The 20399-nt window shown below is 70.5% G+C and carries 17 protein-coding genes; 10 read left to right on the top strand and 7 right to left on the bottom strand.

From position 1 onward, the window contains the following. Positions 1 to 7 precede the first annotated feature (7 nt). The 4 genes from efeB (at position 8) to ABD355_RS26905 (ending at position 4916) form a co-directional block, all read left to right on the top strand. Positions 8 to 1312, top strand: a complete 1305-nt coding sequence (gene efeB / locus ABD355_RS26920) for an iron uptake transporter deferrochelatase/peroxidase subunit (protein WP_344403255.1) — start codon at positions 8 to 10, stop codon at positions 1310 to 1312. Positions 1313 to 1346: 34 nt separating this feature from the next. Further along, positions 1347 to 2279, top strand: coding sequence for a prephenate dehydratase (gene pheA, locus ABD355_RS26915; protein WP_344403254.1), 933 nt, complete (start codon positions 1347 to 1349; stop codon positions 2277 to 2279). Between the two features lie 544 nt (positions 2280 to 2823). Next, on the top strand, positions 2824 to 4101 hold the full coding sequence (gene serS / locus ABD355_RS26910) for a serine--tRNA ligase (RefSeq protein ID WP_344403253.1): 1278 nt from the start codon (positions 2824 to 2826) through the stop codon (positions 4099 to 4101). Next, positions 4098 to 4916: an HAD family hydrolase gene (locus ABD355_RS26905; protein WP_344403251.1), complete on the top strand. Its 819-nt coding sequence runs from the start codon at positions 4098 to 4100 to the stop codon at positions 4914 to 4916. Before serS ends, ABD355_RS26905 begins: the two co-directional genes overlap by 4 nt. Positions 4917 to 5354: 438 nt before the next feature. Here the strand turns inward: ABD355_RS26905 and ABD355_RS26900 are convergent, their stop codons facing one another. The 5 genes from ABD355_RS26900 to ABD355_RS26880 form a co-directional block, all read right to left on the bottom strand. Then, the gene (locus ABD355_RS26900; protein WP_344403250.1) at positions 5355 to 5555 is read right to left on the bottom strand and encodes an SGM_3592 family protein; all 201 of its coding nucleotides are present in this window, start codon (positions 5553 to 5555) and stop codon (positions 5355 to 5357) included. A 103-nt stretch (positions 5556 to 5658) separates the two neighbouring features. Beyond that, the gene (locus tag ABD355_RS26895; protein ID WP_344403249.1) at positions 5659 to 6378 is read right to left on the bottom strand and encodes an ABC transporter permease subunit; all 720 of its coding nucleotides are present in this window, start codon (positions 6376 to 6378) and stop codon (positions 5659 to 5661) included. Between the two features lie 11 nt (positions 6379 to 6389). Beyond that, complete coding sequence (locus tag ABD355_RS26890) at positions 6390 to 7301, bottom strand: ABC transporter ATP-binding protein (protein ID WP_344403247.1); 912 nt, start codon at positions 7299 to 7301, stop codon at positions 6390 to 6392. Beyond that, positions 7298 to 8206: an ABC transporter permease subunit gene (locus ABD355_RS26885; protein WP_344403246.1), complete on the bottom strand. Its 909-nt coding sequence runs from the start codon at positions 8204 to 8206 to the stop codon at positions 7298 to 7300. Before ABD355_RS26885 ends, ABD355_RS26890 begins: the two co-directional genes overlap by 4 nt. Then, on the bottom strand, positions 8196 to 9161 hold the full coding sequence (locus tag ABD355_RS26880; protein ID WP_344403469.1) for an ABC transporter ATP-binding protein: 966 nt from the start codon (positions 9159 to 9161) through the stop codon (positions 8196 to 8198). Before ABD355_RS26880 ends, ABD355_RS26885 begins: the two co-directional genes overlap by 11 nt. 234 nt (positions 9162 to 9395) lie before the next feature. On the opposite strand from ABD355_RS26880, the gene ABD355_RS26875 reads away from it, so the two are divergent. The 6 genes from ABD355_RS26875 to ABD355_RS26850 all read left to right on the top strand — a co-directional run bounded on the left by ABD355_RS26875 (position 9396) and on the right by ABD355_RS26850 (position 15658). Then, entirely contained in the window at positions 9396 to 10238 is an 843-nt protein-coding gene (locus ABD355_RS26875; protein WP_344403245.1) for a M24 family metallopeptidase, read from the top strand. Continuing rightward, positions 10235 to 12007: an SDR family oxidoreductase gene (locus ABD355_RS26870; RefSeq protein ID WP_344403243.1), complete on the top strand. Its 1773-nt coding sequence runs from the start codon at positions 10235 to 10237 to the stop codon at positions 12005 to 12007. The genes ABD355_RS26875 and ABD355_RS26870 overlap by 4 nt, the downstream gene beginning before the upstream one ends. Before the next feature lie 43 nt (positions 12008 to 12050). After that, the gene (locus tag ABD355_RS26865; RefSeq protein WP_344403241.1) at positions 12051 to 12983 is read left to right on the top strand and encodes a MerR family transcriptional regulator; all 933 of its coding nucleotides are present in this window, start codon (positions 12051 to 12053) and stop codon (positions 12981 to 12983) included. A gap of 138 nt (positions 12984 to 13121) precedes the next feature. Next, complete coding sequence (locus ABD355_RS26860; RefSeq protein WP_425585790.1) at positions 13122 to 13670, top strand: RNA 2'-phosphotransferase; 549 nt, start codon at positions 13122 to 13124, stop codon at positions 13668 to 13670. Between the two features lie 112 nt (positions 13671 to 13782). Continuing rightward, the gene (locus ABD355_RS26855; protein ID WP_344403238.1) at positions 13783 to 14694 is read left to right on the top strand and encodes an LLM class flavin-dependent oxidoreductase; all 912 of its coding nucleotides are present in this window, start codon (positions 13783 to 13785) and stop codon (positions 14692 to 14694) included. A 76-nt stretch (positions 14695 to 14770) separates the two neighbouring features. Beyond that, the gene (locus ABD355_RS26850; RefSeq protein ID WP_344403237.1) at positions 14771 to 15658 is read left to right on the top strand and encodes an HAD hydrolase family protein; all 888 of its coding nucleotides are present in this window, start codon (positions 14771 to 14773) and stop codon (positions 15656 to 15658) included. Positions 15659 to 15674: 16 nt separating this feature from the next. On the opposite strand, the gene ABD355_RS26845 is transcribed toward ABD355_RS26850, so the two are convergent. Both ABD355_RS26845 and cydD read right to left on the bottom strand, forming a co-directional pair. Further along, positions 15675 to 16733, bottom strand: a complete 1059-nt coding sequence (locus ABD355_RS26845) for a M23 family metallopeptidase (RefSeq protein ID WP_344403236.1) — start codon at positions 16731 to 16733, stop codon at positions 15675 to 15677. Between the two features lie 144 nt (positions 16734 to 16877). Beyond that, on the bottom strand, positions 16878 to 20393 hold the full coding sequence (gene cydD, locus ABD355_RS26840) for a thiol reductant ABC exporter subunit CydD (protein WP_344403235.1): 3516 nt from the start codon (positions 20391 to 20393) through the stop codon (positions 16878 to 16880). Positions 20394 to 20399: the final 6 nt, after the last annotated feature.

The following is a 20399-nucleotide window of genomic DNA, read 5'->3' as shown; positions in this document are numbered from 1 at the left end:
TCGCACCATGGCTGACAAGTCCATCCGGGAGGCCCGCACTCCCGACGCAGCTCCCGACGCGGCTCCGAAGGAGACTGTTTCCGCGCTCCCCGAAGACGGCATCTCGCGACGGAAGCTGCTCGGCACCGCCGGCGCCACCGGGCTCGTGCTCGGCGCGGCCGGCGGAGCCGTGGGGTATGCCGCCGCACCCTCCGCGGCCACCCCGCTCAGCTCAATCGGCTCCAATCGGGTGATGTTTCACGTGAAACACCAGCCCGGCATCACCGAGGGCCTCCAGGCCCGCGGCCATCTCGTCGCCTTCGACCTGACGCCGGTCGCGGGCCGCAAGGAGGCTGCCGCCCTGCTGCGCCGCTGGTCGGCGACGGCCGAGCGGCTGATGGCGGGCGAGGCGGCGGCGAGCGACGACACAGATGTCGCACGGGACGCGGGCCCGTCGTCCCTGACGATCACCTTCGGCTTCGGCCACAGCTTCTTCTCCCGTACCGGCCTGGAGAAGCAGCGCCCGGTCTCCCTCGACCCGCTGCCCGACTTCTCCTCCGACCAGCTCGACAAGGCCCGCAGCAACGGCGACCTGTGGGTGCAGATCGGCGCCGACGACGCCCTGGTCGCCTTCCACGCCCTGCGAGCCATCCAGAAGGACGCGGGCAGCGCGGCCCGTATCCGCTGGCAGATGAACGGCTTCAACCGCACTCCGGGCGCCACCGCCCACCCCATGACGGCCCGCAACCTCATGGGCCAGCTGGACGGCACCCGCAACCCCAAGCCGACCGAGTCCGACTTCGACAAGCGGATCTTCGTGCCGTCCTCGGGCTCCCACGACCCCGCCTGGATGGCGAACGGCTCCTACGCCGTCGTACGCCGCATCCGCATGCTCCTCGACAACTGGGAGAAGCTCTCCCTCAAGGACCAGGAGAACGTCATCGGGCGCCGCAAGTCCGACGGAGCCCCCCTGTCCGGGGGCACCGAGACGACCGCGATGGACCTGGAGAAGACGGACGCACAGGGCAACTACGTCGTCCCCGGCAACGCCCACGCCCGTATCTCCCGCCCCGACCAGAACGGCGGAGCGGCCATCCTGCGCCGCCCGTTCTCGTACCACGACGGGTTCGACGCGAACGGCGTCCCCGACGCCGGGCTCCTCTTCGTCTGCTGGCAGGCCGACCCGCTGCGGGGCTTCGTCACCATCCAGCGCAAGCTCGACCGCGGCGACGCCCTGTCGAAGTACATCCGCCACGAGGCGAGCGGCCTGTTCGCCGTACCGGGCGGAGCGGCACAGGGCGAGTACGTGGGGCAGCGACTGCTGGAGGGGTGAGCCGCGTGTGCGTAAGGCCCATTAGGGTGAGGTCATGCCAGCGAGCTACGCGTATCTCGGCCCCGAGGGCACCTTCACCGAAGTCGCCCTGCGCACCCTTCCCGAAGCGGCCACCCGGGAACTGATCCCATACGTGTCGGTGCAGTCCGCGCTGGACGCGGTCCGCGCGGGCGAGGCCGAGGCCGCCTTCGTGCCGATCGAGAACTCCGTCGAGGGCGGCATCACCACCACCCTCGACGAGCTGGTCGCGGGCGCCCCGCTGATGATCTACCGCGAGGTGCTGCTGTCGATCACCTTCGCGCTGCTGGTCAGGCCGGGCACCAAGCTCTCCGACATCAAGACCGTCTCCGCCCACCCGGCCGCCCAGCCGCAGGTGCGCAACTGGCTGAAGAACAACCTCCCGGACGCCCACTGGGAGTCCGCCGCCTCGAACGCGGACGCCGCCCGTCTGGTTCAGGAGGGCCAGTACGACGCCGCCTTCGCGGGCGAGTTCGCGGCCGCCCGGTACGGCCTGGAGGCCCTGGAGACCGGGATCCACGACGCCGAGAACGCGCAGACCCGGTTCGTGCTGGTCGGCCGGCCCGCCCGGCCCGCGGCCCCCACCGGCGCGGACAAGACGTCCGTCGTGCTGTGGCAGCGCGACGACCACCCCGGTGGTCTGCGCGACCTGCTGGGCGAGTTCGCCACCCGCGGCATCAACCTGATGCTGCTGCAGTCCCGGCCCACCGGTGCCGGCATCGGCAACTACTGCTTCTGCATCGACGCCGAGGGCCACATCTCCGACCGCCGGGTGGCCGAGGCCCTCATGGGGCTCAAGCGGATCTGCCTGGAGGTGCGCTTCCTGGGCTCGTACCCGCGGGCGGACATCGGCGTCGAGGACGTGCGCGCACCGCGCCAGGGAACCTCGGACGAGGAGTTCCTCGCAGCGTCGGACTGGGTCGCGCGCTGCCAGGACGGCCGTTTCTAGTCGGTCCGGCCGGCCGGTCCTACCTGCAGATTTTCGTTGTCCACAGAAGTTATCCACAGGCAAGGTTCTCGATCTGGGGACAAGTCGACACGGAACCATGACTCTGTCGACAAATCCGCCTGCGGGGCCCTCTCGTGTCCATCGGCTCGCATGTCACCGTTCGTCCACCTGTTTCCTTTAGGCAATCCTTTGGAGCGACCGCTTTCCACTCGAAAGTGGTGGTAAATCGGGGTCTGGGGCACGATTCCTCGGCGTGACCCACCGGTTTCGGAGTGATCAATTCCGAAATCCACAGACCCCCCGCACAGCCTGTGGATAACTCTCTGCGGGGGTGTGGATCGCTGTGGACAACCAAACCCCAAGTCCCGCTCCCCACAAGGGAATCGGGTCAACCAGGCGCCAACCGCCTGCCCCGTTCCAGGGAGTGAGACGCCTTTTGTTGACACTGTGGGCAATTCGCCCATAACTCAACGTAAGCCGCAATTGACGACTGTTGGGAATGGTGAGTCGTGGGCCGTATCCCGGCACCGGTAGCCTTGACCGCGTGATTGACCTTCGCCTGCTCCGTGAGGACCCCGACCGTGTGCGCGCGTCCCAGCGCGCCCGTGGAGAGGACGTCGCGCTCGTCGACGCTCTCCTGTCTGCCGACGAGCGGCGCAGGTCGTCCGGCGTCCGCTTCGACGAGCTGCGCGCCGAGCAGAAGCAGCTCGGCAAGCTCATCCCCAAGGCCTCCGCGGACGAGAAGGCGGAGCTGCTGAAGAAGGCGAGCCAGCTCGCCGCCGACGTCAAGGCCGCCGACGCCGAGCGCGACGCCGCCGACACCGAGACGCAGGAGCTGCTCCTCCAGCTCGGCAACCTCGTCCACCCCGATGTGCCCGTCGGCGGCGAGGAGGACTTCGTCACCCTCGAGACGCACGGCACGATCCGCGACTTCGGCGCCGAGGGCTTCGAACCCAAGGACCACCTGGAACTCGGAACGCTCCTCGGCGCGATCGACGTGGAGCGCGGCGCGAAGGTCTCCGGCTCGCGCTTCTACTTCCTGACGGGTGTCGGCGCCCTGCTCGAGCTCGCCCTGGTCAACGCGGCGATCGCGCAGGCCACCGCGGCCGGCTTCACTCCGATGCTGACGCCCGCCCTGGTCCGCCCCCAGTCGATGGCGGGCACGGGCTTCCTCGGCCAGGCGGCCCAGGACGTCTACCACCTCGACAAGGACGACCTCTACCTGGTCGGCACCTCCGAGGTCCCCCTCGCCGCGTACCACATGGACGAGATCCTCGACGCCGACCGCCTGCCCCTGCGTTACGCGGGCTTCTCGCCCTGCTTCCGCCGCGAGGCCGGCTCGCACGGCAAGGACACCCGGGGCATCTTCCGCGTCCACCAGTTCGACAAGGTGGAGATGTTCTCGTACGTCGCCCCGGAGGACTCGGAGGCCGAGCACCAGCGTCTGCTGCAGTGGGAGAAGCAGTGGCTGACCTCGCTGGAGCTGCCGTTCCGCGTCATCGACGTCGCCTCGGCCGACCTGGGCTCCTCGGCGGCCCGCAAGTTCGACTGCGAGGCGTGGATCCCCACGCAGGGCAAGTACCGCGAGCTGACCTCGACCTCGGACTGCACCGAGTTCCAGTCCCGCCGCCTGTCGATCCGCGTCCGTGACGGCAAGCAGGTCAAGCCGCTCGCGACGCTCAACGGCACGCTGTGCGCGGTGCCGCGCACGATCGTGGCGATCCTGGAGAACCACCAGCAGGCCGACGGCTCGGTGTATGTGCCGCCGGTGCTGCGCCCGTTCCTGGGCGGCCGGGAGGTCCTGGAGCCGGTCGCCAAGTGAGCGACGCGTCCGCGGCCCCCGGGTTCCCGTACAGGCTCATCGCGACCGACCTCGACGGAACGCTCCTGCGCTCCGACGAGTCGGTCTCGCAGCGCACCCGTGACGCGCTCGCCTCGGCCACCGAGGCGGGCGCCGCGCACATCGTCGTCACCGGCCGCGCGGTCCCCTGGACCCGGCACATCCTCGACGACCTCGGCTACCGGGGCCTCGCGGTCTGCGGCCAGGGCGCGCAGGTGTACGACGCCGGGGCGCACCGTCTGCTGACGTCGGTGACCCTGGACCGGCAGCTGGCGGGCGTGGCCCTCGCGAAGATCGAGGCGGAGGTCGGCCCGCTGCACCTGGCGGCGAGCCGCGACGGACTGGACGGCGACGTGCTGGTGGGGCCGGGGTACGCGCTCACCGGTGAGCTTCCCGTGACGCCGTTCACGGAGGCGTCCGACCTCTGGTCGGCCCCGCTGAACAAGATCTACATACAGCACCCCGAGCTGTCCGACGACGAGCTCGCCGAGGCGGCACGCGTGGCCGCGGGCGGCTTCGTCACGGTCGCCATGGCGGGCGAGGGCATCGTGGAGCTGCTGCCGCTGGGTCTGTCCAAGGCGACGGGCCTGTCGCTGGCGGCCCGCCGTCTGGGCATCAAGGCGGCGGACACGATCGCCTTCGGCGACATGCCCAACGACATCCCCATGTTCGCCTGGGCGGCACGGGGCGTGGCCATGGCCAACGCCCACGAGGAGCTGAGGGCGGTGGCGGACGAGGTGACGTCCTCCAATGAGGAGGACGGGATCGCGGTGGTGCTGGAGCGGTTGCTGCCGTAGCAGCGACGTCCGACGTCCGTAGCTGCGGGCAGTCGTGCCGCTGGGGCGGCACGGGTGGGCGCAGCGGCGCCTCATGAGCGCCGAGTTGCGCGACCGACCCGGGCCGCCCCAGCGGAGGGTGCCCCCTTGCCATGGGGGCGACGTGGGAAGGCGGCCCACGCGAGAGCGACATCGCGTGCTCGAAGCGGCCGCCCCGGGCAGCTCCCCGTGCGGAGCGGGTTCGACGGTGGGGTAACTACACCGGAACCCGCCGCGGGCTGCCCTGTCGGGAGCTGGACGTACTGTCGTGCATGGACATCGCCCGGCTCCTCTCCCAGAACGTGGCGCCGGAGCAGCATCCGAAAGTGCGGGCGTCCGGCGGCGTGGACACAACCACTGTGCCTGTCGGACGAGTTGGACGCCACTGAATAAAACGACCGGACGACGGTCATACGGGGATCAGCGCCGCCGCCACTTGCGCCGACGCGCCTTGCTGAAGAACCAGCCCGCGGGCGGCTCGTCGGAGCGCCAGGGCTGCGGCTCGGGCTCCTCGTTGCGCCAGCGGGCGGCGAGCATGCGGGCACGGGCAGACGGCTCGGAGGTCTCGGCGCCCCGTATGAAGTCCTCGTCCAGGACCAGTTCGTCCCAGTCGTCCGCCATTCCCTTTCCTCTCAGTCGTACGTCCCCAGGTGTGTCAGCCGTACATCCCTATGTGCCCAGTGTGCCCGGACAGAGGTGAAGTCCCCGTCAAGGTGAGGACTTGTCACTCCTCACCGGCGAGCTTCAGCGTGCGGAGCTTCTGCCCGGCGTACCAGGTGGCGAGGACGGTCACCGCGACCAGGAGCACCGTGGCCGTGGTCAGGCCGACATCGGAGGTGACCAGGTCGCCGCCGGCGACCTTGTGGGCGACCGCCAGCGACCACTGCTGGACGCTCAGCGTGCGCGCGCCGGGCACCAGGGAGCCGAACAGGGCTTCCCAGACGAGCGCGTACACGAGCCCGAAGACCACTGCGTGCCGGGAGACCGTGCCCAGCAGCAGGAACAGCGCCGCGTAGGCGATGGAGGAGACCAGGGCGGCGACCGTGTAGGCGACGGCGATCTGCTGCCCGTTGCCGTTGAGGATGAAGCCGGCGATGAGGGTGGGCAGCGCGGAGAACACCATCGTCACCGCGATCGCCACGATCAGCTTGGTGAAGATGATCGTCGGCCGCTTCACCGGCTTGGACAGCAGGTACACCACCGAGCCGTCGTCGATCTCCGGTCCGATCGCGCCCGTGCCGGCGATGACGCCGATGATCGGCACCATCGTGGCGAGCGCGAGCTTGCCCAGCAGGTCGGAGGCCGTCTGGTCGTCGGCGCCGGTGAGGGCGCGTACGACGACGGAGATCGCGATCAGCAGCAGGGGCAGTGCGCCCAGGATGAGGGCCCGGCGACGGCCGAGCAGGGCCCGGTAGGTGAGCCGGGCGACTGTGGGGTCGTACATCTTTCGGCCTCCTACGCCGCGACCAGGTACGAGAAGACGGACTCGAGGGACTCGTCGGACGGCGAGACCGTGAGCAGCCGGATGCCGTGGTCGCGGGCGACCCTGGGCAGCAGTGTCGTGAAACGGCCGAAGTCGACGGCCTGGATGCGCAACGCGCCCTCGGCGAGGTCGACTTCGATGCCCGATGTCGACGGGTCGGCGATCAGTGCGGCCGCAAGCGCGCGGTCGTCGCTGGAACGCACCAGGTAGCGGTGCGGGCGGTCGGTCATCAGACGGCGGATCTTGCGGAAGTCGCCGCTGGCCGCGTGCCGTCCGGCGACGACGACCTCGATGTGCCAGGCGAGCTGCTCGACCTCTTCGAGGATGTGCGACGAGAACAGCACCGTGCGGCCCTCGTTGCCCATGCGCCGCAGCAGGTCCATGAGCTGCATGCGCTGGCGCGGGTCCATGCCGTTGAAGGGCTCGTCCAGCAGGAGCAGCGAGGGATCGTGGACCAGGGCGCTCGCCATCTTCACGCGCTGGCGCATGCCCTTGGAGTACGTGGAGATCTTGCGGTCCTGCGCGTACTCCATCTCGACCGTGGCCAGCGCCTTCTGGGCGGCCTTGGCGCCGAGGCCGTGCAACTCGGCGTTGGCGACGACGAATTCGCGTCCGGTGAGGAAGTCGTACATCGCCTCCCGTTCGGGGACGATGCCGATGTGCCGGTAGATCGACTCGTTGCGCCACACCTGCCGGCCGTCGAGGGTGACGGTGCCGGTGGAGGGGGCCAGGAAGCCGGCCATCATGTTGATCAGGGTGGACTTTCCGGCGCCGTTCGGGCCGAGCAGGCCGGTGACCCCGGGGCCGATCGTCATGGTGATGTCGTTGACGGCGACCACGTTGCCGAACCAGCGGGAGACGTGGTCGATCTGGAGCGTGGTCACAGTCCCACCTTCTTGTAGCGGCGCATCAGGAGGCCGTAGCTGGCGGCGATCAGGCCCAGCGTGATCAGGACGTACACCACGCCCTGACCGGTCGAGGGGCCGTGGCCTCCCGGGAGTGCCGGGGTCGCGCCGAGGAAGGCGGACTGCACGCCGTCGATGAGCGTGACCGGCGAGAAGAGACCGATCCAGGGGATGGCGCTCGTGCTGCCCTGGTTGTCGGCGATCGCCTGGAGCGTCGAGACGGCGCCGTAGGAGACGATCAGGACGGCGATCACGGCCGCGATGCCGAAGCCGCGGCGCGGGGTGACCGACGCGATGACCAGGCCGATGCCGGCGAAGAGCAGTGAGAGCAGTGCCACGGATACGAGTCCTTCGGCGAATCCCTTGGTCTGGTCGGCGAAGTCGAGTTTGGCCAGCAGCGCGCCCACATAGAGCACGATCAGCGGGGCCGCGGTCAGGATGAACATCGCCGAGGCCAGCGCCGCGTACTTCGCGCGCACGTAGTCGGCGGTCTCGATCGGCCGCGAGAAGTACAGCGGTACGGTCTTGAAGCGCAGGTCGCGCGAGACGGACTGGGGTGCCTGCGAGGCGACGTACAGGCAGATGACGGACTGCATGATGATCGCGTAGCGGGTGTACTCGACCGGCAGTGCGTGCGCCTTGGTGGCGACGGCGACGGCCACCATGATGGCCGCCGGCACGCACATCACCGCGAACAGCAGCATCGGCAGCACCTTGGACTTGATCGAACGGCCGAGGCCGTAGGCGCCGCGCAGGGACTGCGAGTACAGGGAGCGGGTGGCGTAGGAGCGGCCCAGTCGGGGGCCGTCGTAGCTGCGGTAGCCGATGTTGTGGATGCGGGTCTGGTCACCCGGCGCAGCCGCCGAAGAGTGCTCAACTGCCATGGCCGACCGCCTCCTTCCGCTGCTCTTCCTCGCTCTTGAAGACCTCCGAGATGTGGTGCCTGCGCTGCTCCATGCGCACCAGGCCGAGGCCGAGATCCGCGACGACGTCGCGTACGAGGTCGTAGGTCTGATCGCCCTGCGCCGTGAGCAGCAGGATGTGCCCGGCACCCGGCAGGCCGTCGCTGCCGTCGGCGACGTCCACCCCGCGCGCGTGCAGCGATTCGCGCACCGCGCGCGTGCCGTCCGGGTGCTCGTCGCTGTCGGTGACCTCGATCGCGAGGGTGGTGGTGGTCTGCGTGAAGTCCGTGGTGGAGCTGGAGCGCAAGAGCTTGCCGCCGTCGATGATCACCACGTGGTCACAGGTGCGCTCGAGCTCGCCCAGCAGGTGCGAGGTGACCAGGACCGAGATGCCGAAGTCGGTGTGGATGCGGCGGATCAGGCCGAGCATCTCGTCGCGGCCGACCGGGTCGAGGCCGTTGGTCGGCTCGTCCAGGAAGACCAGCTGGGGGTCGTGGACCAGCGCCTGCGCGAGCTTGACGCGCTGCTTCATACCGGTCGAGTAGCCGCCGATGGGGCGGTAGCGCTCCTCGTACAGACCGACATGGCGCAGCGTGTCCGCGGTGCGCTCACGCGCGGCCGTGGGCGGCAGCCCGGACATGCGCGCCATGTGGACGACGAACTCGGTGGCCGAGACGTCCGGCGGCAGGCAGTCGTGCTCCGGCATGTAGCCGACCCGCTCACGGATGTCGCCACCCTTGGTCGCGACGTCGAGCCCGAGCACTTCGGCGCGGCCCTCGGAGGCGGGGGACAGACCCAGGAGGATCTTGATCAGTGTGGACTTGCCGGCTCCGTTCGCTCCGACGAGTCCGGTCACCCCGGGCCCGACGTCGACGGAGAGCCGGTCAAGCGCGGTCACCCGGGGGAACCGCTTGCTCAGGCTTTCGGTCGCGATCACAGTCACGGCTTAGACGATAGTGACGCGGGCCACGCCGGTCGTCAGACCGCAGAGCTGTCCTGGCATCAGACTCCAGGCGTACGGGTCCGTAGGGGATTCCCCTACCTGAGGGCTACGCAGAGTTATCCACAGCCCGGACCTCTCCTATTGACGCAGCCTCTAACAACTGTCACATTCACCAGTGTCAAGTTACGGGGACGTACCGCAGTCGGCGTGGACGAGGTGGGCGGTGGCATGACGACGGCAGTGACAGATGAACTCTCCGCACAGCTGCGGGGGTTCAGGCAGGTGCAACGCCTCGCCTACGAGTGCGCGGAGGCGGTCGCCGCACAGCTGCAGCCAGGGGTGACCGAGCGCGAGGCGGCCCGCATGCAGCGCGCCTGGCTGCGTGAGCGGGGCGTGCGGGACTGGTTCCATCTCCCCTTCGCCTGGTTCGGGGACCGCACGGCGTTCGTGAACTTCCGCATCCCGCTCCAGTTCTTCCCCACCGACCGGCGGCTGGAGCCCGGGATGCCGTTCATCCTGGACATGGCGCCCGTCTACGACGGTTACACGGCCGACATCGGCTACTCGGGCTCCCTCGGGATCAACCCCGTGCAGGACAAGCTCATGGCCGACCTCCAGGCGCACCGCGAGCTGATCCTGCGCGAGGTCCGCGAGCGGCGCCCGCTGCGGGCGATCTACGAGGACGTGGACCGCCTCATGGTCCGCCAGGGCTACGCCAACCGGCACCGCGCCTATCCCTTCGGCGTGATCGCGCACAAGGTCGACCGGGTGAAGCAGCGCCGCTGGTCACCGCATCTGTTCGGGTTCGGCACACAGTCCCTGAAGGGGCTCGCCTCCGACGCGCTGCACGGCCACCGCGACGGCTGGTCCCCGCTGTGGTCGCCCTACCGCTTCTCCGACCACCCTCCGCAACCGGGCCTGTGGGCGGTGGAACCCCATCTCGGCTTCCGGGGTACCGGCGCGAAGTTCGAGGAGATCCTGGTCGTCACCGACTCCAGGGACCCCGAGCAGAGCGCCTTCTGGCTGGACGACGATCTGCCGCACGTGCGGCGCTGGGCGGAGGACAAGTGACGGGCTTTTCCCAGTCGGTGCTGAAGGACGCGCGGGAGCGCCGGCTGCGCACCGGCGGCGTGGAGCTGTGCGTGGCGGAGCTCGGGGACTCCGGGCAGCCGACGGTGGTCCTCGTGCACGGATACCCCGACAGCAAGGAAGTGTGGTCCGAGGTCGCCCCGCGGCTCGCCGAGCGCTTCCATGTCGTCCTCTACGACGTCCGCGGACACGGCCGGTCGACCGCGCCGAAGCCGCTGCGCGGCGGCTTCACCCTGGAGAAGCTCACGGACGACTTCCTGGCGGTGATCGACGCCGTCAGCCCGGACCGGCCGGTGCACGTGGTCGGGCACGACTGGGGCTCGGTGCAGTCCTGGGAGTTCGTCACCGTCCAGCGCACCGAAGGACGCATCGCTTCCTTCACCTCCATGTCCGGCCCCTCCCTCGACCACTTCGGGCACTGGATCAACAAGCGCCTCAAGAAGCCCACCCCGCGCCGTGTCGGCCAGCTCCTCGGCCAGGGCGCCAAGTCCTGGTACGTGTACCTGCTGCACACGCCCGTACTGCCCGAACTCGCCTGGCGCGGCCCGCTCGGCAAGCGCTGGCCACGCATCCTGGAGCGCTTCGAGAAGGTACCGGGCGGCGACTACCCGACCTCCTCACTCCCCACCGACGCGGCGCACGGCGCCTGGCTGTACAGGGACAACGTCCGCGCCAGACTGCGCAGGCCCCGCCCGGACGCCTATGCGCACGCACCCGTGCAGCTCATCACACCCCTGGGGGACGCGTTCCTGTCGGAGAAGCTCTACGACGAACTGGAGCTGTGGGTCCCGCAGTTGACCCGCCGCACCCTGCCGGCCAAGCACTGGATACCGCGCACCCGACCCGACCAACTGGCGGCCTGGATCACCGAGTTCGTGACGGCCACCGAGGGCGGAAAGACCAAGGTGGCGGCGACCGGCAGGTACGCCGAACGCTTCGGCGGGCAGCTCGTCCTGGTCACCGGTGCGGGCAGCGGCATCGGGCGGGCCACGGCGTTCGCCTTCGCGGAGGCCGGCGCGCGCGTGGTGGCCGTCGACCGGGACGCCGAGGCCGCCGCCCGCACCGCAGAGCTGTCCCGTCTGGTCGGCGCCCCCGAGGCCTGGGCGGAGACGGCCGACGTCTGTGACGAACACGCCATGGAGAAGCTCGCCGAGAAGGTCGCCACCGAGTACGGAGTGGTGGACGTCCTGGTGAACAACGCCGGGATCGGACTGTCCGGGTCCTTCTTCGACACCAGCCCGGAGGACTGGAAGAAGGTCCTCGACGTCAACCTGTGGGGCGTGATCCACGGCTGCCGGCTCTTCGGCAGGCAGATGGCCGAGCGTGGGCAGGGCGGTCACATCGTCAACACCGCGTCGGCGGCCGCGTACCAGCCGTCCAAGTCGCTGCCCGCCTACAGCACCTCCAAAGCGGCCGTGCTCATGCTCAGCGAGTGCCTGCGCGCGGAACTGGCGGGCCGGGGAATCGGCGTGAGCGCGATCTGCCCGGGCTTCGTCAACACCAGCATCACCTCGACGGCACGGTTCGCGGGCGTGGACGCCGAGGAGGAGAAGCGGCGCCAGAAGAAGGCGGCCCGGCTGTACGGCCTGCGCAACTACCCGCCGGAGAAGGTCGCCGACGCGATCCTGCGGGCCGTCGTGCGCAACGAGGCGGTCGTGCCGGTCACTCCGGAGGCCCGGGGCGCCCACTTCATGTCCCGGTTCAGCCCACGCGCGTTGCGGGCGATCGCACGCATGGAACCACCGCTGTGAGGGGGCAGTTGCTCGAGAACGCCGGCGGACGGAGGCACTCGCCATGCAGTCGCCGTACCGGATAGAGGACTTGGCGCACCACAGCGGCGCCACCGTCCGCACCATCCGCGCCTACCAGGACCGCGGCCTCCTTCCCCGTCCCGAGCGCCGCGGCCGCGCCAACCTCTATTCGGACGCTCATCTCGCCCGCCTGCGCCAGATCGCCGACCTCCTGGACCGCGGCTACACCCTGGCCTCCATCAAGGAGCTCCTGGAGGCCTGGGACGCGGGCCGCGGCCTGGGCGGGGTGCTCGGCCTGGTCGCCGAGGTCGAAGGCCCGTGGAGCGACGAGGAGGCGGTACGGATCTCGCGTGCCGAACTGGACGAGCGCTTCGGCGGCGACCCGGATGACGCGGCGGTCGCCGACGCCGTGGAGCTGGGCGTGCTGGAGCCGGTTCCCGGCGACGAGGACACCTTCCTCGTACCGAGTCCCCAAGAGCTCGCCGTGGCCGTCGAGTTGCATTCCGCCGGTGTACCGCTGGCCGCGATCTCGGGCCACCTGCGGGAGTTGAGGGGCCGGATCGAGCACATCGCCGCCCGTTTCCTGGAGTTCACCACCGAGCATGTCTTCGCCCGCTACCTCGGCGGACCGCACCGCCCGACGGACGGGGATGCGGCAGAAGCCGCCGCGCTCGTACGGCGACTGCGACCCCTCGCGCAGCAGACGGTGGACGCGGAACTCGCTCGGGCCATGCGGTTGTTGGCGGTACGGCAGCTGCGGCACCGACTCGGCACCGGGGGCCCGGCACCTGACCGTCCTGCGTCACGTTCTGTGTCGTTGCCGGCGGAGACAATGCGGGCGGTGGAGGGGCTGGTTGGTGTGGAGGGCGCGGCGGAGTTCTTACGTCTGGCGGCTGAACGGGAGGTGCGAGCAAGGGCGTTGGATGCGCTCATGCCAAGCGAGCTGCCCCCAGCTGATCTTGACGAACAGCACTGACTTGTATGCAGAGTTGTCCACAGAACGGCCAACTAGCCTGTGGATAACACTAGTTGGTTGTGGATCAAACCTACCCACCAAAATATTCTGCGTGATCCCCGTCTCTCCCGTCATGCTGAACGGATGGACGAAAGACGCATGGATGAAAGACGCACCGTAAAGGTGTCGAAGTACCTCTCGAAACACCTCCGCCACCAGCCCGAACGGATCGGGCTGACGCTCGACGAGGCCGGCTGGGTCGAGATCGACGCACTGATCGCCGCGGCCGCCGCGCACGGTTTCCGCTTCACCCGCGAGGAGCTGGACCACGTCGTCGCCGTCAACGACAAGAAACGCTTCGCCGTCGAGGGCACCCGGATCCGCGCCAGCCAGGGCCACAGCATCGAGATCGATCTCGGGCTCGCCCCGGCCACCCCACCGCCGTACCTCTACCACGGGACCGTGGCCGGCAACCTGGACGCGATCCGCGCCGAGGGACTGCGGCCCATGCACCGGCACGACGTGCACCTCTCGCCGGACCGGGAGACCGCCACCCGTGTCGGCGCCCGCCGCGGCCGGCCCGTCGTGCTGTCCGTGGACGCGGCCGCGATGCACCGCGACGGGCACGTCTTCCACGTCAGTGAGAACGGCGTGTGGCTCACCAAGGCCGTACCGCCTCAGTACCTGCGCTTCCCGCAGACGCACTGACGCCCGGCGACGCACTGACGTTCTGGCCTCCGTCTGCCCCGTTGAGTGGCCGTGCGACCGCGCACGGTGACCGTTTCGTCCGTTGTCGGTGGGGCCGCTTAGTCTCGGGGGCATGAGTCTGCGTCTGAGCACTGTGATCCTCCCGTACCGCCGCTGGCACGAGGGCGGCCGTTCGGCATGGCAGCGCGCGGAGCAGCTCGGCTTCCACACCGCCTACACCTATGACCATCTGTCCTGGCGCAGCTTCCGGGACGGCCCGTGGTTCGGTGCCGTACCGACCCTGACCGCGGCAGCGGCCGTCACCGAGCGGATGCGGCTGGGCACCCTGGTGACCTCGCCGAACTTCCGCCACCCGGTGCCGTTCGCGAAGGAGCTGATCTCCCTCGACGACATCTCCTCGGGCCGGCTGACCCTCGGCGTCGGCGCGGGTGGCAACGGCTTCGACGCCACGGTGCTGGGCCGGGAGCCCTGGAGCCCACGGGAGCGCGCGGACCGGTTCGCCGAGTTCGTCCAGCTTCTGGACCGGCTGCTGACCGAGGACGGCAAGGAGGGGCTGTCGTACGAGGGCGACTTCTACTCGGCGCACGAGGCGCGCAACATACCGGGCTGTGTGCAGCGTCCCCGGCTGCCTTTCGCGGTGGCGGCGACAGGGCCGCGCGGACTGCGGCTCGCCGCGCGGTACGGGCAGGCGTGGGTGACCACGGGCGACCCCAAGCTGTACGAGAACGGCACGTCTGAACAGTCGATTCAAGCCATTTGCGGCCAGGCCGAGAAGCTGGCCGACGCCTGCGCCGAGATCGGCCGCGACGTGACCGGGCTCGACAAGGTCCTGCTCACCGGTTTCACCCCGGACCGCGGCCGGCCGCTGGAGTCGCTCGACGCGTTCGTGGACTTCGCGGGCCGCCACCGCGAGCTGGGCTTCACCGAGATCGTGCTCCACTGGCCCATACCCGACTCGGACTTCGCCGCCGACGAGAAGGTCTTCGAGCAGATAGCCATGGAGGCCCGGGCGCAGCTCGACTGATCGGGCGGCCTGTGACGCCGCTGATGAGAACGGTAACCACTCACCTGTGCGGGCTCCCGCACGGCCGTGCAGGCATATGCGGGAGAATGGGCGGGTGACCTCAGCGACTCGACAGCCCGAGACCCCGGCCGCCGCCGCAGCGCCGCGGCTCATAGCCACCGATCTCGACGGCACCCTCCTGCGCGACGACAAGTCGGTCTCCCCGCGCACGGTCGCCGCGCTTGCCGCCGCCGAGGACGCGGGCATCGAGGTCTTCTTCGTCACCGGCCGCCCGGCCCGCTGGATGGACGTCGTCAGCGACCATGTCCACGGCCACGGCCTGGCGATCTGCGGCAACGGCGCGGCCGTGGTCGACCTGCACGGCGGCCCGGGCGCCCACCGGTTCGTGAAGGTGCGGGAGCTGGCCCGGGACAACGCCCTGGACGCCGTACGGCTGCTGCGCGACGCGGCGCCCGGCACGGTGTACGCGGTGGAGCAGACGTACGGCTTCCACCAAGAGCCGGACTATCCGAAGCTGCACATGGAGATCCCGGACAACCTCATGCCGGCCGAGGACCTGCTGGCGCCGGACGGGCCCGGTGCGGCCGAGCCGGTGCTGAAGATCCTCGCCTATCACCCGTCCCTCGATCCGGACGGTTTCCTCACCACGGCCCGTCTCGCCATCGGCGACCGGGCCAACGTCACCCGCTCAAGTCCCAGCGCCCTGCTGGAGATCAGCGGCCCCGGGGTCTCCAAGGCGAGCACGCTCGCCCTGTGCTGCGCGGAGCGCGGCATCTCGCACGAGGAGGTCGTCGCCTTCGGGGACATGCCGAACGATGTGGAGATGCTCACCTGGGCGGGCCAGTCCTATGCGATGGGCAACGCGCATCCGGACGTCATCGCCGCGGCCTCGGGCCGCACGGTCGCCAACAACGACGACGGGGTGGCGCTCGTCATCGAGCGGATGCTGGCAGAGCGGGGTTAGCCCTTGCCCGTACTGGTCATGTGAGGCGGACGCCTCGTGCCGCGAGCCATGGCACCGGGTCCACCGCGGAGCCCATCTCCGGGGTGACGCGCACCTCGAAATGCAGATGCGGGCCGGTGGAGTTGCCGGTGGTGCCCGACTGGCCGATCCACTGCCCGGTGTCCACCCGCTCACCCTGGTCGACGGCGACGGCGGCGAGATGGGCGTACTGCGTGTAGTAGCCGCCCGGGTGCTGGATCACGATCTCGATGCCGAAGGCGCCTCCGCACGACACGCTCACCACGCGTCCCGCGCCGACCGCCCGCACCGGCGTGCCGATCGGTACCGCGAAGTCCTGGCCGGTGTGCCGGTTCACCCACCGGTCGCCACCGCTGCCGAACCCGGCGGACAGTACGTACGTCTCCACGGGCGCGACCCATGGCTTCGTGGACTTCGTCGTCGGCTGGTGGAGCCGGACGGAGCCGCGGCAGCTGCCGGCCGCGACGGAAGCCGCTGCCTGCCCCTGCAACTGCCCGCGCGCCTGCTCGAGTTTCCGTTCGATGGTGTCCTTCACGGCGGCGAGCTCGATGTTCCGTTGCTCCAGCGCCTGCCATGCCGCCTTGGCCTTGGCCTCGTCGGCGGCGAAGCGTGCCTCGGCCCGGCGGCTCCTGGCGACCGACCCGGCCAGGGCCAGATGCGCCTGCACCAGGACGTGCTGACCGCGCATCAGCGCGTCCGGACTGTCCGCGAGGATCAGCTGCGCGGCCACCGGGAGACCGCCGCCGGTGCGGTACTGGGCGCGCGCCATCCGGCCGAGGTCCTCGTGCAGGCGGGCGATCTCCTGCCGTTCGCCGTCCAGCAGCGCCTGGGCCTGCTCGGCCTGCGCCCGCCGCACGTCGGCCTCCTGGCGACCCGCCTCGTACTGCTGCGTGGCCAGTGCCGCATCCTCGTAGAGCTGCTCGACCTGGGCGCTGATGCCGCCGCCGAGCTCATCCCCGTCACCCACGCCCATCGCCTCCGTGGGCCGGGCCACAAGCATGACGAGCACACACAACAGGGCCGGAAGGAGCAGCGGACGACGGCGGAATGAGCGCATGTCAGCGATCGTGACCCGACCGGCAGGGACCGGTCATGTTCAAGTCCTACGCCTGGGGGAAAACAGCACCCCGGATGGCTCAGTACGAACGGCCCGGGACACGGTCGGTACGGCGCCCGCCGCACCGTGAGCGCTGGGCTCGTGCTACGACGTCGCTCCGGCGAGCGACTCCGTCTCCGCCTCCCGTTGCAGCATCGCCCGCAACGGCCCCGCCACGGTGGCCAGTTCGGCGTACGTCCCGCGCTGCGCCACCCGTCCTTCGTCCAGTACGACGACCTCGTCGACCGCGTCCAGACCGGCCAGCCGATGCGTGATCAGCAGCGTCGTGCGGCCCTCGGTGGCGGCCAGCAGGTCGGCGGTGAGAGCGTCGGCCGTCGGGAGGTCGAGGTGTTCGGCGGGTTCGTCGAGCACGAGAACCGGGAAGTCGGCGAGGAGTGCGCGGGCCAGCGCGAGGCGCTGCCGCTGTCCGCCCGACAGCCGGGCCCCGTGCTCACCGACCAGTGTGTCGAGCCCCTCGGGCAGGCTGTCGGCCCAGTCCAGCAGCCGGGCCCGGGCCAGCGCGTCGCGCAGCTCGCCCTCGGTGGCGTCCTTCTTCGCCAGCAGCAGGTTCTCGCGTACCGAGCTGTCGAAGAGGTGCGCGTCCTGGGCACACAGCCCGACGAGCCGTCGTACGTCGTCACCGTCGAGCGCCCGGGCGTCCACGCCTGCCAGCGTGTACGAGCCCGCGTCCGGGTCCAGGAAGCGCAGCAGCACCTGCGCCAGCGTCGTCTTGCCGGAGCCGGACGGCCCGACCACGGCGATCCGGCGTCCCTGGTGGAGGGTGAGGTCGAGCCCGTCGAGCGCATCCCGATCCTGGCCTTCGTACCGGGCGGTCAGACCCTTCAGGACGACCGGGAAGGGGGACGTGGGGGCCTGCCGGGGCTGCTCCGGCTCCCGTACCGGTTCGGGCGCGTCCAGGACCTCGTACACGCGCTCCGCGCTTCTGCGCACCCGTTGCCGGTACTGCACGGCGAGCGGCAGCCCGAGGACCGCTTCGAAGGCGGCCAGCGGGGTGAGGACGACGACGGCCATCGCCACGCCGCTCAGCCGTCCGTCGGCGACCGCCTGGGCACCCACGAGGGCGGTGGCGGCGACCGTCAGCCCGGAGAGCAGCGCGGTGAGTCCGTCGCCGAGCGCGGTGGCGGTGGCGGCACGCGAGGCGATCCGGGTGAGCGTGCCGTCGGCGCACCGTGCCTCGGCGGTACGAGCCGGCAGGGCGCCGGCGACGGTCAACTCCGCGGTGCCGGTGAGCAGATCCGTCACGCGCGTTGCGAGCACCCCTCGCGCAGGGGCCAGCCTGCGTTCGGCGCGGCGCGCCACGGCACCGGTGACCAGCGGGACCCCGGCCCCGGCTGCCACCAGCCCGACGGCGAGCGCGAGGCCGGCCTCGGGCAGCAGCCAGGTGCTGAAGCCGACGGAGGCGGCGGACACGATCGCCGCGGATCCTGCGGGCAGCAACCAGCGCAGCCAGTAGTCCTGCAGGGCGTCCACGTCGGCGACGAGCCGCGAGAGCAGGTCGCCCCGGCGGGTGCGGCGCAGCCCGGCGGGTGCCAGTCGCTCCAGCCGCCGGTAGACGGCGACCCGCGTGTCGGCGAGCATCCGCAGCACCGCGTCGTGCGACACGAGCCGCTCGGCGTACCGGAAGACGGCCCGCCCGATGCCGAAGGCCCGCGTCGCGGTCACGGCCACCATCAGGTACAGCACGGGCGGCTGCTGCGAGGCCCGCGAGATCAGCCACCCGGAGGTGGCCATGAGCCCGACGGCGCTGCCGAGCGCAAGGCTCCCGAGCAGCAGGGCAAGGGCCAGACGACTGCGCCGGGGTCCGGACATGGCCCGGACGCGGGCGAGGACAGCGTGCCTGCCCGTCGTGAGACCGCCTGTCCCGATCTCCTCCGGAGCGGCGGCCTCGACGGGGCGGACCTCGGACGGCCCAGCTGCGGACTGCACGGAAGCGGCGGGGGACACAGGTCGCTCCAGCGGCGCTGCCGCGTCCGCCGTTCCCAGCCGTACCACCCGCTCCGCCACCCTCAGCAGCGCCGGCCGGTGCACCACCAGCAGCACCGTCCGCCCCACCGCCAGCCGCCGTACCGCCTCCACGACCTCGGCCTCGGTGGCGCCGTCCAGGGCCGCGGTCGGCTCGTCGAGCAGCAGTACGGGCCGGTCCGCGAGGAATGCGCGGGCCAGCGCGAGCCGCTGCCGCTGCCCGGCGGACAACCCGGCCCCGTCCTCCCCGAGCACGGTCTCGGCGCCCCCCGGCAGCGCGTCCACGAACTCCAGCGCCCCGGCATCGCCCAACGCTTTGCGCACGGCGGTGTCGGCGGCGTCGGGCCGGGCCAGCCGTACGTTCTCGGCGATCGTCCCGGCGAACAGATGCGGCCGTTGCGGCACCCAGGCGATCCTCGACCGCCACTGCTGGAGATCGACCTCGGCGAGGTCGGCTCCCCCGATCCGCACCCGCCCCTCGGCCGGCCGCACGAACCCCAGCAGGGCGTTCAGCAGCGTCGACTTGCCGGCGCCGCTCGGGCCGACGAGCGCGACGGTCTCCCCGGGCTCGACGGCGAAGGACACATCCGACACGGCATCCTCGGACCTGCCGGGATACCGGACCGTCACCCCCTCGAAGGCGACACCACCCGTCGGCACGGGCCCCCTGCCCGCTGCCGGAACAGGCGTCTCCAGGACCGCGAAGATCTCCTCGGCCGCCGCAAGCCCCTCCGCCGCCGCGTGGTACTGCGCCCCGACCTGCCGCAAGGGCAGATAGGCCTCGGGCGCGAGGACGAGGATGACGAGGCCGATGTACAGGTCCATCTCGCCGTGCACGAGCCGCATGCCGATTGTGACGGCGACCAGCGCGACCGACAGCGTGGAGAGCAGCTCCAGCGCAAAGGACGAGATGAAGGCGATGCGAAGCGTCCGCATGGTCGCCTGCCGGTACTCGCCGGTGATGCGCTTGATCGACTCGGCCTGCGCCTTGGCCCGCCCGAACACCTTCAGCGTCGGAAGCCCCGCGACGACATCCAGGAAGTGTCCGGACAGCCGGGACAGCAGTCGCCACTGACGGTCCATCCGAGACTGTGTGGCCCAGCCGATCAGGACCATGAAGACCGGGATGAGCGGCAGGGTCCCCACGATGATCGCCGCCGAGACCCAGTCCTCGGTGACGATCCGGGCCAGCACCGCCACCGGCACGACCACCGCGAGACCCAGCTGCGGCAGATAACGCGAGAAATAGTCGTCGAGGGCGTCGACCCCACGGGTGGCGAGGGCAACGAGAGACCCGGTCCGCTGCCCGCTCAGCCATCCCGGCCCCAGCTCGACAGCACGCTCCAGCAGTCGGCCCCGAAGCTCCGACTTCACCGCCGCGCTCGCCCGGTGCGCCGCGAGCTCGGTGAGCCACGAGACCAGCGCACGACCACCGGCGACGGCCGCCAACAGCAGCAGGGGAGTGCAGAGTTCGCCCACCGACATCCTGTGCTGGAAGGCACCCACCACCACCTCGGCGATGAGCATCGCCTGAGCGATGACCAGCGCCGCACCGGCCACGCCCAGGCCGACGACCGCCACCATGAAGAGGCGGGTGGCACGGGCGTAGCGGAGCAGCCGCGGGTCGATGGGTTTCACGTGAAA

It is taken from the genome of Streptomyces longisporus (assembly GCF_039532765.1).
GTDB classification, from domain to species: domain Bacteria; phylum Actinomycetota; class Actinomycetes; order Streptomycetales; family Streptomycetaceae; genus Streptomyces; species Streptomyces longisporus.
The sequence above is the reverse complement of the archived record's forward strand: the minus strand, read 5'-3'. Positions and strand labels throughout refer to the sequence as shown.